The organism is Kitasatospora sp. NPDC056138 (genome assembly GCF_042264695.1).
GTDB lineage: Bacteria > Actinomycetota > Actinomycetes > Streptomycetales > Streptomycetaceae > Kitasatospora.
The window spans coordinates 1-14,030 of record NZ_JBHJVK010000086.1 but is presented as its reverse complement, the minus strand read 5'-3'; the positions used below and the strand labels follow the sequence as shown (position 1 = coordinate 14,030).

14 protein-coding genes and 1 pseudogene are annotated in these 14,030 nt (G+C 69.5%); 8 read left to right on the top strand and 7 right to left on the bottom strand.

Annotated features, from left to right (window positions below; all coding sequences use genetic code 11):
* Window positions 1-295 precede the first annotated feature (295 nt).
* Window positions 296-1,246, top strand: a complete 951-nt coding sequence (locus tag ACFC1R_RS34135; protein ID WP_375945410.1) for a hypothetical protein — start codon at window positions 296-298, stop codon at window positions 1,244-1,246.
* A gap of 235 nt (window positions 1,247-1,481) precedes the next feature.
* Window positions 1,482-2,066, top strand: coding sequence for a hypothetical protein (locus tag ACFC1R_RS34130; protein ID WP_375945408.1), 585 nt, complete (start codon window positions 1,482-1,484; stop codon window positions 2,064-2,066).
* Window position 2,067: 1 nt separating this feature from the next.
* Here ACFC1R_RS34130 and ACFC1R_RS34125 read toward each other — a convergent pair whose 3' ends face one another.
* From ACFC1R_RS34125 to ACFC1R_RS34115, 3 genes are all read right to left on the bottom strand, one after another.
* On the bottom strand, window positions 2,068-2,259 hold the full coding sequence (locus tag ACFC1R_RS34125; RefSeq protein WP_375945406.1) for a hypothetical protein: 192 nt from the start codon (window positions 2,257-2,259) through the stop codon (window positions 2,068-2,070).
* Window positions 2,260-3,413: 1,154 nt separating this feature from the next.
* Complete coding sequence (locus ACFC1R_RS34120) at window positions 3,414-3,881, bottom strand: NUDIX domain-containing protein (protein ID WP_375945404.1); 468 nt, start codon at window positions 3,879-3,881, stop codon at window positions 3,414-3,416.
* Window positions 3,868-4,632, bottom strand: coding sequence for an XRE family transcriptional regulator (locus ACFC1R_RS34115; RefSeq protein WP_375945402.1), 765 nt, complete (start codon window positions 4,630-4,632; stop codon window positions 3,868-3,870). The genes ACFC1R_RS34120 and ACFC1R_RS34115 overlap by 14 nt, the downstream gene beginning before the upstream one ends.
* 285 nt (window positions 4,633-4,917) lie before the next feature.
* Here ACFC1R_RS34115 and ACFC1R_RS34110 point away from each other — a divergent pair, with 285 nt between their 5' ends.
* The 3 genes from ACFC1R_RS34110 (at window position 4,918) to ACFC1R_RS34100 (ending at window position 6,043) form a co-directional block, all read left to right on the top strand.
* Window positions 4,918-5,106 carry a hypothetical protein gene (locus ACFC1R_RS34110; RefSeq protein WP_375945400.1) on the top strand — a complete coding sequence of 63 codons (189 nt, stop codon included), beginning with the start codon at window positions 4,918-4,920 and terminating at the stop codon, window positions 5,104-5,106.
* On the top strand, window positions 5,099-5,263 hold the full coding sequence (locus tag ACFC1R_RS34105) for a hypothetical protein (protein ID WP_375945398.1): 165 nt from the start codon (window positions 5,099-5,101) through the stop codon (window positions 5,261-5,263). The genes ACFC1R_RS34110 and ACFC1R_RS34105 overlap by 8 nt, the downstream gene beginning before the upstream one ends.
* A 228-nt stretch (window positions 5,264-5,491) precedes the next feature.
* Entirely contained in the window at window positions 5,492-6,043 is a 552-nt protein-coding gene (locus tag ACFC1R_RS34100; protein ID WP_375945396.1) for a helix-turn-helix domain-containing protein, read from the top strand.
* Window positions 6,044-7,749: 1,706 nt separating this feature from the next.
* On the opposite strand, the gene ACFC1R_RS34095 is transcribed toward ACFC1R_RS34100, so the two are convergent.
* Window positions 7,750-8,955 (bottom strand): hypothetical protein, encoded by a 1,206-nt coding sequence (locus ACFC1R_RS34095; protein ID WP_375945394.1) that lies wholly within the window; start codon window positions 8,953-8,955, stop codon window positions 7,750-7,752.
* 305 nt (window positions 8,956-9,260) lie between these two features.
* On the opposite strand from ACFC1R_RS34095, the gene ACFC1R_RS34090 reads away from it, so the two are divergent.
* Together ACFC1R_RS34090 and ACFC1R_RS34085 are read left to right on the top strand one after the other, a co-directional pair.
* Complete coding sequence (locus ACFC1R_RS34090; protein ID WP_375945392.1) at window positions 9,261-10,463, top strand: hypothetical protein; 1,203 nt, start codon at window positions 9,261-9,263, stop codon at window positions 10,461-10,463.
* Window positions 10,464-10,478: 15 nt separating this feature from the next.
* Window positions 10,479-10,734 (top strand): annotated as a pseudogene (locus ACFC1R_RS34085) (HNH endonuclease); the annotation flags it as partial.
* 93 nt (window positions 10,735-10,827) lie between these two features.
* On the opposite strand, the gene ACFC1R_RS34080 reads toward ACFC1R_RS34085, so the two are convergent.
* Both ACFC1R_RS34080 and ACFC1R_RS34075 read right to left on the bottom strand, forming a co-directional pair.
* Window positions 10,828-11,010 carry a hypothetical protein gene (locus tag ACFC1R_RS34080; RefSeq protein ID WP_375945390.1) on the bottom strand — a complete coding sequence of 61 codons (183 nt, stop codon included), beginning with the start codon at window positions 11,008-11,010 and terminating at the stop codon, window positions 10,828-10,830.
* Between the two features lie 567 nt (window positions 11,011-11,577).
* Window positions 11,578-11,820: a hypothetical protein gene (locus ACFC1R_RS34075; RefSeq protein ID WP_375945388.1), complete on the bottom strand. Its 243-nt coding sequence runs from the start codon at window positions 11,818-11,820 to the stop codon at window positions 11,578-11,580.
* 273 nt (window positions 11,821-12,093) lie between these two features.
* Between ACFC1R_RS34075 and ACFC1R_RS34070 the strand changes: the two genes are divergently transcribed.
* A complete protein-coding gene (locus tag ACFC1R_RS34070; RefSeq protein ID WP_375945386.1) occupies window positions 12,094-13,590 on the top strand; it encodes a glycosyltransferase family 39 protein in 1,497 nt (498 codons plus the stop codon).
* A 110-nt stretch (window positions 13,591-13,700) separates the two neighbouring features.
* On the opposite strand, the gene ACFC1R_RS34065 is transcribed toward ACFC1R_RS34070, so the two are convergent.
* Window positions 13,701-14,030 (bottom strand): hypothetical protein (locus ACFC1R_RS34065; protein ID WP_375945384.1); only part of this gene is annotated, 330 nt, incomplete at its 5' end.

Here is a 14,030-nt window from a genome sequence, read left to right as displayed (position 1 = left end):
GCCCGGACCTGGTCGACGGGTGTCTCACCGGCACAGGCCTGATCATGGACGGCTGACCGACGGCACGAATCACGTTCAGCGGCTCAGTCCGGCGCGGCTTCCGGCTTCCTGAGGCCGCGACGGGGACGTCGAGGCCCGCTCGCCTATCGGTGGACGTTCAACGTCGTCTGAAAACCCCTTGCTCCCCGGTCCGCCTGCTTGGTGGGATCCAGGGGCTTCGACGGCGGGAGGGGACAGCTTGGCGGTGTTCGGGTGTGCGGGCTGCGGTGCGGTCCTGACGGCGGCGGTGTCGGAGGTGGCGTTGCCGATCCACCTGGCCGATACGCACTGGGAGAAGCTGCACCCGCCACTGCTGGAGGCCGGTTCCTACGCCGTCGAGCCCGCACCGTTCGGGCCGCCGTGGCGGCAGTGGGACAAGGTCGGGGCGCACGAGGCGGCGGGGCGGGGGCGCTTCGCGCCGTTCGGCGCGCTGTCCAACGGGCCGTCGGACACCGTCCTCCTCTCGCCCGGCGACATGCGCGGCACCAGGCTGATCCTCGAGCGGGCCGGGGGCTACTGCATGGGGATCGACGGGAGGGACGGGCCGAACCTTGCCTGCCTGGGCTGCGATCTGCCGGTCGGAACGAGGATGGACGACTGCGGGTGCTGGCAGGTCGTCCGGCTCGTCCCGCAGGCGGTAGTGCGGCTGCCCGGCCCACCGGAGCGGCCGGTCATGGACTGGGCGGAGCTGCTGGCCACCGGCGCGCTGTGGCACCGACTGAGTGAGTACCGGGACATCCCGGCGGGGGTGGCTCTTGCCCAGGTGGTGGTGGCCTCCGGGGGCGCGCCGGTCGAGGTGGCGCCCGGGCCGGTCGCTGAGCTCCTCGGCCGGGCACTCGGCGCACTGCTGCCCGCCGGGGAAGGTGCGAAGCGGCTGGACCTGGCGGGACCGGGGTTCGGCGAGCCGGACACTGACCTGGTGCTGGTGCCGGTCCATCCGCAGACTGGAGACGTGTGGCAGCCGCGCGCCGGGGCGGTGCCGGTACCTATGGATGCCGCGCTCTGGGCCGAACTCGCCTTCCCGCCACACCGGACCCGGCTGCCGGTGGTCGGCGGGCTGCCGGCAGGCGTGGAGCGGGATGATCCGCTGCCGCCGCATCCGTGGTACCCGTTCCAGCCGTCCAGGGAGGCGTTCCGGTACACGCTCGCGCGGATGCCCATCGTTGGGGAACCGTGGCTGCGGGCGATCTACGACCGAGGATGCTGACCCGTCAGAGGTCGTGCGGACCCGGACGTTGGGTTCGACGCAGACGGCGTAGTCATGCACCGAGTCGCAGCCGGGACCCGGACACCCCCTGACCACACATGGCTGACCGAAATCACACATTCTCAGTAGCCCCGGGGCGCATGTCGGAATGTCGCGCCCGTCATGCCGGCGCCACGCCGCCGTCGGTCCCGGTCGGCTGTGACAAAACGCCCGCAGCCAGGTGAGAATCCAGCGCATGGATGACGCGTTCACACTTCTTCGGCGGGCTGTCGACCTACTGCCTGAGGAGGCCGTGGCGGAGAACGGCCAGACGGTCGGAGATGTTCGCGTGGAGATCGAGCTCCAGGATTGGGAGATGGCGCTGGACGTGCTGCTCGAAATCGCTGATGTCCATCCCGTGTCCACCGTCTTCTGGGAGATGCTCGCCGAGGCCGCCCGGCAGATGATGCTCGACCGCAGCCGCCGTTGGTGCGAGTGGCGGGGATGGGAGGTCAAGCACGGCACCGTCCGCGCGACGCTGACCCTGCTGGGCACCGACGAGAGCGGACGCCGGAGTGCCTTCTCAGGGGACGGGCGGCTCAGGCCGCTGTGGGACATCGGCAACCGCACCGCAGACGGGCAACCAGATCTGAACATCGCAAGGCTTTGGGTGGAGTTCGCGCCGCAGCTCGGCCCCGGAGAGACGGCTGACGTTCGCCTGGCGCCCCTGCAGCCCGAGCAGTGGCGGCATCTGAAGCCCGGTGACGTGATAGCCATGCACGAGGCCCGACCTCTCGCCGGCATCGCCGAGATCATCGAGGTACTGCCGCCTCACGTCTGAGTCAGCTGAGTAGCCAGGTGCGAGGGACCAGCGGCCGGACCGCGGTCAGCCGCCACCAGAGCTTAGTTGTCGTGAGCCGGCCGGCGCCGGTGCGGAAGTCGGGCATACCGAGGTGGACGGTGGTGTGCCGGGCCGCGAGGTCGCGCATGGCGGCGAGCTTCTGCTCGGCGACCGAGAGGCCGGCCTCGATCACGGCGGCCTCGCCGAGCCGGCCTGGTTCCTTGGCCTCATGGAGCCGGTCGTGCAGGGAGCAATCCTCTCGCGTGCGGGGCCAACACCCGTACACCTCGGCCAATAGCCCCTCACCGGAGCAGTCCCCGCCGACCCGGGGGTGGTCCGCCGTCCAAGGTCCAGCGGCGGGCGCTGGTCACGTGCTCCCCCGCCGACGCGTTCGCCCCGGTCAGCAACGGTGTGCGCGACCACACCATGCGCAACTACCTTGCGGCGCTGAACAAGAACCTCGCCTCAGACGCGGGCACCCATCGCCGCCGCGGCCCCGGGAACGCGCCCGGATCACCCCGCAGAGAGGCGAACTCGCGGCCACCCTGGTCCTGTTGGACGACATCACGGGCGCGCGGGCGCCGGGTAGGATGATCCGGGCCGGGCGGCCCGGGGCGCCGGCTGCACCGCGGCGGCCCGCACCGTCGGCAACGTCTGACGTCTCACCCGGCCGGGCTGCGACCGCCAGGAGGAGCAGCGGTGACGCCCCGCCCCCGTCATCAGGGCGCTGCCGCCGCAGTACGGTGACGGTACATCAGGCCGGTCTAAGCATCGGGGCAGCGCGGCGGGTTCACCGCAGGTGGTTCGGCGGGCGGGGAACATTCCAGCCAGTCCGCCGCCGGGCAGGGCGCGGATCACCCTCGCATCGGCGGGGAGCACTGCACCGGCAACATCACCAGCTGTCCCAGGAATTCCTGGAGTTCACTGTGTCTCTCGTTGGCCGGATCCGGGCTGGACTCACGTCTTTCCCGCCTCTGGCAGCAGGGCACCCGGTTCACGCGGCTTGCCGTCGTCGCGTTCGGTGCCCAGGTTGGCACCCTCGGCACGGACCACCTCGGCCGTGGCTACGTTCACGACTTCGGGTTCTGGTCCAACTTCTGTGGTGTGCCTACTCCCTGTGATTGCAAACCTCCTGCGGAACCCCCCGACACAAGGGCCCATGAGGGGTGCGCAGGATCTTGTAGGTGGCGGACTCGTGTCCCTCCCATTCCGCATCGAATGCGCTCAGGTACAGCGTCGCGTCGAGCCGGATGATGCACCGGACAGGGAGGGTTGTGTGCCGGAAGACCTCGCGCGATGCCCCCTGCCCGGCTCCGGCCGGGCAGGGGGCGCTTCGTCGTGCCTGTCTCAGCGGACTACCGGACCGCTGCCGGACCGCCAGTCGGAGATCCGCTTGCGGATGCTCGGCACCATTGGCAGGCCATCCGTCTCGGCCGGGGTGAACCAGGCGACCTCAAGGGACTCGTCCGACACCCGGAGCTCACCACCAGTCGGCCGGCCGAGCAGGCAGATCGAGAACTCCTGCCGAACCTCGCCATCGTCATAGGCGAAGACGTGCGCGGGGCTGGTGTACGTGCCGACGATGCCATCGATCTCGATGTGGATTCCGGTCTCCTCCAGGGTCTCCCGGACGCCACAGTCCGCCAGGGACTCGCCGAGCTCCATCTTCCCGCCGGGGAGTGCCCACATCCCGTTATCGGTCCGGCGCTGCAGCAGAAGCCGCCCAGCGTCGTCCACCACGACCACGGACGCGGCCGGTACCAGGCTATTGGCCCTCGGGGCGTTCGGGTCGTCTTCGTAGTCACGCCTCGGCATGCTGCACCTCCAGGTTCCACATGTTCCGGCCTCGGCCCCACAACTCCTCGACGTGCTCGGCGAACTGGTCGAACATGCCGTCGTCCTGCAGGCGACGCAAGTGCATCATCGGAGAGTTGTGCCCCACTTTACGGGCCAGGATCGGAGTCACGATCATCTCGTCGTCGAATCGGAACACGCTGATGTTGACGTGCCCGGTCTCGTAGCGGCCCTCGATGCCGGGGACGTCGGTCAGCTTTTGCAGTTCCCCCACGGTGACGGCGATCCGCGTGCGCAAAGTGAGCGGCACGTCCTCCTCGATCTCGCGGGCCCGTGTCACCGGACTGTCCGGATCGCCGATGAGGAACCGGACCTGACAGCCGGAGGCCGCCTTGCGCCGCAGCAGGCCACCGAGGTTGGCCTGCTCCAACCACAAGAAGTAGTTGGTGTAACCGGCGAAGGTCAGCTCCCGCTCAGCCCGACCAATGAGCTGCCGCCACAGCGCGGTAGGTGCTGCCGACCTGTAGGGATAGACCTGGACGATCTCACGGTCGGCGCCAACCTTGACGGTCGAACGAACGGCTGTCGGCCACAAAACGGTCTCCTCAACTCCGAGTGCCTGACTGGCGGCCCAGCGATGCTGCCCGTGCGGAACCCGGGAAGCGTTGGCAAGCCATCGACCAACCGTCTTCGGGTCCACGCCGCATGCTGCGGCGAGCTGGGCCTCGTTCATCGTGGCAGCGACCATGGCCTGCCGGAGAGCCTGGTTCATAGTTCACCTCTCGGGTGCGCCTGGGACGAGTCAAGGCGTACCAGTGAAACGTCCCGAACGTCCCCGAAACGCGGTGTGGACGTCCTTTCCAGTGGTCGACGATCAGGATGTGACCGAGACACAGAATCCGTCCAGCTCCGGCACTGACCCCGATCCGAAGCCGCGCTGTACGAGCTGCGGCACCACTGAGAAGACCCTCCATCCGTATGAAGGTGTGCCCGAGCGCGTCATCGAAGGGGTGGTCCGCGATCCAGGACGCTGTATCAGCTGTGTGGTGAACGGCAGATGAGCGAGCGCTACGAGTTGGTGCAGCTGCCGCCGGACGACCGGGGCCGGGAACTGTGGGCCGTGAGCGACACCGTCAGCGGCGGCCTGGTGCTGTCCGAGGGAAAGCCGTGGACGTTCGCGATCCGCGACACCGCGGTGGGCTGGATCCAGCGGCAGAAGTACATCGAGGGCCGCATCGGTGTCTGACTCCGACCTCGACCCGCTGGCCGAGTACCGCGGGGTCGCCGAGCGCCGGCGCCGGAGGTTGCCGGACCCGCGCCGAGCGGTCCTCGCCCACGTTGCGTCGAGCGCCTGCATCGCGGCGGTGGCCGTCACCCTGCTCATGTGCGCCCGCCGGCCTTGAAGAGCGGCCGAATGATTGTCGGCCCCGCGCTCGCGGGGGTTGCTCCAGCGGTCCTGCCGAGCGGGGATGAGGCAAGGGGTCGGCCCCGCGCTCGCGGGGATGGTCCCGACGTGATCTGCGATGTCGGCAACGGGTGAATCGAGGACCACGGACGGCGGATCTCAGCGGGTCACTGCGTGATCTCTTGATCCTCCTGACTTCACTGGGACTGGAGTCAGGAGGAAAGAGGTGATCGGGGTGGAGGACTGGACTGAGATCCGCCGACTGCACCGGGCCGAGGACCTGTCGGCACGGGCTGTGGCCCGCCAGTTGGGGATCTCCAGGAGCACGGTGACGCGGGCCCTGGCCTCGGACCGGCCGCCGGTCTACCAGCGCCCGTTGAAGGGCTCGGCCGTGGACGTCTTCGAGCCCGCCATCCGCGAACTGCTGCAACAGACCCCGACGATGCCCGCCACCGTGACCGCGGAGCGGATCTGCTGGACGCGCGGACTGACCGTCCTCAAGGAGCGGGTCCGCGAGCTACGGCCCGCCTACCTTCCCGTGGACCCGGTCTCGCGGACCGTCTACGAGCCGGGCGAGGTGGCCCGGTGCGATCTGTGGTTCCCTGCAATGGACATCCCGCTCGGCTACGGCCAGAGCGGCTGCCCGCCGGTGCTGGTCATCGTCTCCGGCTACTCGAGGATGATCACCTCCAGGACGCTGCCCTCACGGCGGACCGCCGATCCGATCGATGGCCACTGGCGGCTGCTGACCGGCTGCCAGGCCGTCCCGAAGACGTGAGTGCTCCATACATGGCTGCCAGCCAGGCTCCTGCGGCGTGGGTTACGGCGGCGATTCCGCGCCCGTTGGTGGCCGCGCTGGGGCAGCGTGGTGGTGTGCGGCTCGAGGTGAACCGCCAGCTGTGCGTCGGCGCGGGGCCGCAGATGATCCGGGACCGGTTGGAACGGCGCTGGTTCCTGCGGTACTCGAATCTGACGGGCCGGGAGTTGCTGGAGCGGGCAGACGACATCGCGCTGGTGCTCGTTGAGCCGTCGTCGTGTCCAGCGCAGTGGTGTGACGATGGCCGGTTGCTGGGCGATTCGGGGAGTTGTCCGGTGTGCCGGCCGAGTGGGACTCGGGTCGATTTCACGGATGGCGACGAGGGTGAGCGTTCCAAGCCGGACGCTTACCGGTGTGCGGCCGCCGGTCTCCGGAAGCGGATGGGTCAGGGGCGCCGGTCGCTGCATGCTGCCAAGGAGCGGGCGTGGGCTGAGCACGGCGCGGTGCCGGAGCAGCGGGGCGATCGTGGCAGCCGGGTGTTGGTGACCACGGTCTGTGCCGGGTGGGGCGAGATCGCTGTGCCAGTGTCGCGTCGGCGAGGCCGGCCGTGTCTGGGCCAGTGCCGGGGCTGGTCGAAGGTCCAGCCGCTGGTCGACCTCGACGGCAGCCGGTTGTGCCCGGAGTGCCGGCCTGGTTGGCGTGGTTCGAGGTTGTAGCCGATCTGATCATCATCAACTGAAGGGAGTTGCAGTGAGTGCTGAGCCAGAGGTTGAGTCCCTGGTCGTGACGTCCGTACTGCTCGCGGACGGGAGGTGGCACCATGCGGTACGTGGCACTTTCGCACCCGGGGCCTTCCCGGCCAGCCCCGGCGACGAGGACGTCAGGGATTACACCGGCTTCGTCTTCGTCGATGAGGAGGGCGCGATGGTTCAGGGGCCGCTGAGCTCGGTGCTGGCCGTCCGCCGTGCCAAGCCGCCTGTCGCCGTCAAGCCTCAGCGGCCGGAGTGGTGTGGTGAGTGCGATCACGAGGACAGTCGATTCGTCGAGGTCCCCGGGACTGGCCGCTACCTGCCGTGTCCGCGGTGCCACCCGGATCCTGAGGGTGTGATGGCGCGGGTTGCTGCTGGGCGTACCGCAGCTCAGGCGTAGCAGCCCGAGTGCCTGGTGCCGCCGCGACCGCACGTAGCGAAGTACTTCCAGCAGGTCCGGCAGGACATCGCAGACGTCTGAGGGGATCGACTCGTTGAACTGGATGGCGACTTCGACTGCTCGGCCGGTGCGGGCGATCTGGTCGAGCACGCCCTGCTGCTGCGGGCCTACGTCCGCTGGTCGCTCCTGCCCAGGGCCCGCCGCCACATCAAACGGGCGTACGCCTTCACCAACCGGCTGCACTGGGCCCAGACGCGGATGAACACCGCAGCCGGTTTCCTGACCGCCATGCGAACCGAGGGGTGCCCTGGCCGATGTCACCCGGCACGAGCTCGACCGGTGGCTGGCCGCCGGCCGCAGCACCCGTTACGACGTCCGGACAACGAGTAACAACCCGAACCGCGCCGTTTCCGCCCCCGGCTCGCCTTCGGTCAACCACACGGACGCCACGCCGATCACCGGGTGACTCGGCGTCACCGGGCCACCGATCAGGTCGTCGTGGCGGCATGATCCGTTTCAAGTGGCCGTAGCAGCAACCGGTCGGCCCGCCTGCCGGTTCGGCGGACCGCCCAGCCGTCTCAGAACGGGGGCTCGTCGTGCCAGCGGCCGGTCGCTTGCTCGGGCGGCCGGGGGCTCTGCTGTCGGAGGACGGCCACGGCATCGTCGATGCGGCCGAGGTCGATGAGGTAGCCGGCCAGGGCATGGCGGTCGGCGGGGGCGTGCTGTTCAAGGACGGCGACGGCCTCCTCGGTGCGTCCGGTGCCGGCCAGGAGTTCTGCAATGTGCTCGGCCGCGTACCAGGTGTTGCCCTCCGGATGAGTCCGCGCCCGTTCGACCGCCGCGTCGACCCCTTCACTGGCAGCGATCAGCGGCAGCCGCATCCAGAACAGGTCCCACTCCTCCTCGCCACCGCGACGGGCTTTGAGGGCGTCGAGGTGGGCCAGGCCGTCCTTAGGGCGGCCCTGGTCGAGGCACAGCTCGGCCAGGGTGTGGAGGATCCAGTCGTCGCCGTTGCGGGTGTCGGCCTGGGCGCGCATTACCTCGATCGCCTCCTGGCCCCGGCCGTGCCGGGCCAGGAGCCGAGCGAGCTCGAAAGCCGAGTTCGGGTCATGGGCCGCCGGCCCGGCGGCCGGCCGGTACGCGGCGATCGCGCCCTCCACGTCGCCGCGATCCTCCAACAACTCCGCCAGCCGCTGCACAGCGTGACCCAGGTCCTCGGTCGCCGCGTACGCGCGTAGTTCTTCGATCCGGTCGTGCCGGGCCAGCAGGTCGGCCAGCTGGTCGCGGTTGTTGATCGAGATGGTCTCGCGGGTGCGAAGCAGGGCGATGGCGTCGTCGACGCGGCCCTGGCGCTCGCGGATCGTCGCGAGCAGGTTGATGCCGTTGAATGGCTTGACGTCGCGGCCGCCGCAGGACGGGTTGTCGCAGCAGCGCGGGGCGTTCTCAATCCGGTATGCCAACAGTTGAGCGGCCTCCTCGTGGCGGCCGGTGGGCCCGGCGATGTCGACGAGCGGCTCAGCGAGATACCAGTCCTCAATGTGCGGGCGCAGCAGGTCGAAGGCCTCGTCGCCCCGACCGTGCCGGGCGAGCAGGCGCGCGAAGAATCCCAGCCCCAGCCGTTCCCCGCCTTCTGCGTGCGGTCGTACCAGCGCGATCGCGTCGTCGGCCCGGCCACTCGCCTCCAGCAGCTCCGCCATGGCCTCGGCAGCCTTCCACCAGCCCGTGGCGACGTACGGCGCGAGCACCTCCAGCGCCTCGGCCTGCCGGCCCCGCTCGCCGAGCAACCGGGCCCACTCCCGCGCGCAGAACCACTCCCCACGGCCGGCCCAGAACTCCACCTCCCCGGCATGACCGAGGTCAAGAAGCTGGGAGACCAGGCGCGGTGAGAGACAGGCCGATTGCGTCCGGGCCCGGTAGTCAAGATCAGCTGCTTCCACGGCCAAGCACCGTAGCCCACACCTCTGACACCACCGACAGCGCCGACACCCGCGCGTAGCAGCACCCGGGCCGGCCCGCCGAGCGGGCTGGGCGGGCCGACCCGACGATGCGGGTCGCAGGTGGTGTCGGTGGCTGCTTTTAGGGTGCCCCCGTGAATGTGGATGATCTTCAATGGCAGGTCGGCACCCTCGGTGGCGTGCTGCCGAGGCTCGTGGACGAGATCCGCGACCGCGGTGGCCTGGAGGCTCTGGTCCAGGCGGCGCGGGAGCGTGAGGACTGGTTCTGCGCTGCGGGTGCGGTGCGGGAGCTGTGCGCGGCGGGAGAGTTCGGGCGGGCCTGGGCGGTGGTGGAGCCGTTCGCGGCTACCCGTTGGCAGCCGGCAGTGCGGGTGGGCGCGGACGTGCTGGTGCGGTGGGGCCGCGTAGACCAGGCGCTGGAGCTGGCGCGCCCCGAGGGGCCGCAGGAGAACGCGGTCGACGCGTCGCGGGACTATGCCGTGGTGCTGGTCCGGGCCGGGCGGGTGGAGGAGGCGATCCGGCTGCTCGGTGCGGACGTGGCCGCACGCCGGTACGGGCCGCAGAACAACGTCGGGTCCTACGCCGAGTTGCTGGCCCGGCACGGGCGGATCGAGGAACTGCGCGAGCTCGCCGATGCTCAGAGGTACAGTGCCGTGGTTCCGTACGTGAGGGCGCTGGAGAACGCCGGACAGGCCGGTGAGGCGGAGACCTATCTGCGCGATCTCATCGCCGCCGGGAATCCGGGCTGGCATGAGAACACGCTGATGGAACTGCTCATCCGCCAGGGCAGGTTCGACGACGCCATCAAAGCGGTGGAGCACACGTTCGACGACCTCTACGACGGAAACCTCCTCCAGAGGGCCCTGATCCTCCTCGCCGATCAGGGCCAGCACGGCAAGGCGATCGGACTCACGGAAGGACGCAGCCCCGAGTTCCTCGCGGAGAACGAGGCGTACTGGCTTCGCTCCAACCGGTGGTGGCTGATGGGAGAGTCCGGACGCGCCCGGGAAGCGATCGCGGAGGTCGAGGCCCTACCAGCCGACGAAGTGGACGACCGCGAGCTCACCATCGCGTGGCTGCTCGCCCAGGACGCGCGCGTCGAGGAGGCCATCGCCCTCCTGCGTTCGCTGCCCGGCAAGAGGGCCGCAACCGACCTGGCCGAACTGCTCATCCGCCAGGACCGCTTCACCGAAGCCATCGCCGCCATCCCCGACGTGACCGCCCAGCGGGAGGAAGCCCGGCACCTGCGAACGAACGGGCAGCAAGCCCTCTCCCCCGGCGCCAACCACATCGGCGACGCCCCATCGGCAGCCCCGAATACCGCACCTCAGGAATGACGCTCCCCGCCGGTCGGAGCGGATCTACGGGACACCGCGAAGCGCAAGGCGTTCGCCAACGACCTGACTCACAGCCAGCTCATCGCCGTCTCCGCCGCCTCCAACCGGTCCAAGGGCGACCAGACCCCGGACCCGTGGAAGCCCCCCGCGGGGGTCCTACTGGTGCACCTACTCCCGGGCGTGGATCGATGTGAAGCACGTCTACGCTCTGAACGTCACCGAGGCCGAGCAGGCGGCGCTGGCCGAGATGCTCGACACCTGCGACAGCTGATGCCCGCCCCGGAACCCGCCGTGTGCGAGGACGAGGTCACCGCCGGCCCCGGCGACGCGATGACCGTCGAGGTCGGCGTCATCACCGGAGACCTCACCGTCCGCACCACTCGGCGACGTGGGAGTGGTACAGGCGCTCGCGGCGCAGGACCGCACCTTTCTCGTTCTTGGGCGCGGCGTCGTACTCGGCGACGATCCGCAGCTTGTACTCGGGGCTGAACGTGCGGCGCTTCGGCCTGGGAGCCGGGTCGGCTGCGGACGGATTGGTGCTGGTCATCAGGGGTGGAACTCCTACTCGGGCCCTCCCGGGCTAACCCGACAAAGCAGGATGTCTCACCCAAGGCTGACAGAGAGGGTGGCGGCCTGATGCTGCTCCTCGGTGGGCACCTGGGGAAGCAGGGGCGGCCGAGGAATCGGGTACACGCAACTGCTCCTATGACGGTCGGACTACCCGGGAAACCTATCGGAGCGTCACACCCACCACGCCCTCCGCAAGGACCAGCACAGGTACACACTTCCATACCTGGTGCCGTTGGTACGGCGACTTGCAGCTCGCCCTCGGCCGCCGGGCGACCTCCTGGGCCTGATGCCAGTAGCAGACGGCTTGGTGGGCTTCAGAGGGCGATGCGTGAGCTGATGTCCGTTTCGTCGTTGTGGTTGGGGCATCTGGCTGCTCGGCAGGTCGTTCTTGCCGAGCGGCTGGCACGGCGAGTCCCCGCCTGGCTACCGCAGGCAGGGGCGCCTTGGTCTCATGTGAAGCGCTGGAGTCATCCGCTGACGAGATCGTCCGGCCGGTCGGCCCGCAGCCGGTGGACGCGTTCACGACCCTTCAGCTTGACCTCGATCAGTCCGGCCTCTTCAAGGGGTTCCGCTCCTCGCCGTCGGTGTCGGCGAGCACTCCGGGCCAGGTCACAGAAGTACCGACGAAACGGTGCTTCCCACAGTGACGGAAGTCGCTGAGGGAAGCACCGTTTCGTCGTTTGTGCTCCGGGTTGTGCTCGGCGAGCAGACGAGAGCGGAACGCGGAGAGGATGTCCTGCGCGCGCTCGGAGGCGGCCGCCAGCGTGTAGGCGGCGGCGATGCGCACCGCGGGGTCGGGGCAAGTAGCCGGTGACCTCGAAGCACCATTCGTCGAAGTTACGTCATGGTCTGGCAGGGCACTCGAAGGAGGCAGAAGCCCCTGGCCGCGGCCTTGGTGACCCAGCGGGGCTCAGGAGAACTCACGGGATGTCGCGCACTACCTCAGGCGCCGGTGGTGTAGGCCAGTCAGGGGAATACCGGAGCGCCGATCGGGCGAAAAGCTGAGACCATCGTCCGGTGGCTGGGGCCGGGGCCGCGCGGCGGGCGGTAGGCCTGTGCCATGGCGATTCTCACCCGTCCCAATCCGAGCCAGGAGGCCCATCCGGCCCAGGCCCAGCCACCCCGCGTCAGAGGGTCGGCCGGCCTGTGGCTGTGGCCGGCGCTGGTCACCCTCGCCGTGACCGTGTTCCAGATCAGCGGCCCGCAGCTGGTGACCGACGAACTGGTCACCTGGGACGTTGCCAGGCGCGACCTCGGGCAGATTCTGGCCACCCTGCACAACGTCGACGCGGTCCACGGCACGTACTACATCCTGATGCACGGGTGGATGGCGCTCTTCGGCGACTCCGTCCTGGCCCTGCGCCTGCCCTCCGCGCTGGCCATGGTCGGGACAGCCGCTCTGGTGGCACTGATCGGGCATCGGCTGTTCGGCCGACAGGCCGGGATGTACGGCGGACTGCTGTTCGCCCTGATCCCCGCCGTGAGCCGGTACGCCCAGGAGGCCCGCAGTTATGCCCTGGTGGTCCTGGCCACCGCCTTGGCGATGTTTCTGCTGCTTCGGGCTTGGGAGGTGCCCCGCAGCCGGGGACGCTGGGCGGCGTATTCGCTCGGTTTGGTGGTTGTCGGACTGCTGCATCTCGTGGCGCTGGCCGTCCTGCTGGGGCACCTGCTCGCCACGGTCGTACGAACCCGGTACGAGCGCGGGGCACTGTGGGGCTTCGGCCTGGCGGTGATGGCTGGTGGGGCCTGTGTGGTCCCGCTGGCGCTGGCGGGCAGGTCGCAGGTGGGACGGCAGCTCTGGTACGTCCCTCGGCCGGACGCGTGGGGTCTGGTCGACATCTGGCCGAAGCTGTTTGCCTCGGCGCTGTGTGCGGGAGTGGTGATCGCGCTGGCCGTGGTGGCGCCGAAGGAGCGCCGCGACGCCTTCGTGCTGTGCGTCGCCCTGGCCGTGCTGCCCCCACTGGTGGTGTGGGCGGCATCCCACGGGGACATCTCCTACTTCCGCTTCCAGTACCTGCTGATCACTCTGCCGGCTTGGGCCGTGCTGGCGGGGGCGGGGCTGGCCACGGCGGCGCCGTCCTGGGCGACGGCCGCGGCAGCCATCGCCGCGATCGCTCTGCTCGTACTCCCCGAGCAGCACAAACTGAGGGAGCAGTACGCACACCATGACGACGTACCGACGGATTACGTGGCGGCGGCGGCGACCATTATGAAGTACCACCGCCCGGGGGAGGCGGTGGTCTTCAACCGGGACGGGCCGGCGTGGATGCTTGACCAAGGGGTCCGTTACTACCTTCCGCACGACCTGAAGATGCGAGAGGTCTTCCAGAAGGCCTCAGCCGCCGACAACAACGAGCTGTTCCCGACGTACTGCCCGAAGCCGGCCGAGTGCCTGCAGGACGAGAGCCGCATGTGGCTGGTAGTCCCGGGCAACAGGCCGGACCCCCTGGACGCCATCCCGAAGGACCAGGCGGATGCGCTGCGCGCGAAGTACAAGTTCTACGGCGCGGAACGCGTCCCCGGCGTGACGGTGGCCCTACTGGAACGGATGCCCTGACATCCTCGCCGGCCTGGGTTCGACTCGACGCCGAGGCCGATGTGGAACACGGTGTGGGTCGCGGCCTCCTCGGCCGGGATGTCGTTGGGGGCAAGTCGTCATGTCGGGTCCTAGCTTGAAGAGGGTTTTGGCGGAATCTGGGGCGTCGGTTGCGGCATGGTGAACAGGCCGGGTTCGGGTTCGGTGAGGATTCCGCGGCTGACCAGGCGTTTCGGCTTGGCGCGGGTGCCTTCGGTGTGGCGGGGCTCGGTGCCGAGGCCGAGGGCTCGGCAGACGTCCTTGGCGCGGAGTCCGTCCCAGGTCTTCTCGATGGCGGCCAGGATCTCGCGGTATCCGGGCGGCAGCGGCTCCGGCGGCTGAATGCCGTCCTCGGCGGCCAGCTCCGCCAGGGTCTCGCGGGTGATCTCCAGCCGTTTCAAGGTGTCTTCGGCAGCGGCAAG

Excerpts from the sequence above, each read along its gene's own strand:
- ACFC1R_RS34110 (WP_375945400.1), top strand. The coding sequence starts at position 4,918 with ATGAGCGAGCGCTACGAGTTGGTGCAGCTGCCGCCGGACGACCGGGGC.
- ACFC1R_RS34070 (WP_375945386.1), top strand. The coding sequence starts at position 12,094 with ATGGCGATTCTCACCCGTCCCAATCCGAGCCAGGAGGCCCATCCGGCC.
- ACFC1R_RS34115 (WP_375945402.1), bottom strand. The coding sequence starts at position 4,632 with ATGAACCAGGCTCTCCGGCAGGCCATGGTCGCTGCCACGATGAACGAG.
- ACFC1R_RS34130 (WP_375945408.1), top strand. The coding sequence starts at position 1,482 with ATGGATGACGCGTTCACACTTCTTCGGCGGGCTGTCGACCTACTGCCT.
- ACFC1R_RS34120 (WP_375945404.1), bottom strand. The coding sequence starts at position 3,881 with ATGCCGAGGCGTGACTACGAAGACGACCCGAACGCCCCGAGGGCCAAT.
- ACFC1R_RS34080 (WP_375945390.1), bottom strand. The coding sequence starts at position 11,010 with ATGACCAGCACCAATCCGTCCGCAGCCGACCCGGCTCCCAGGCCGAAG.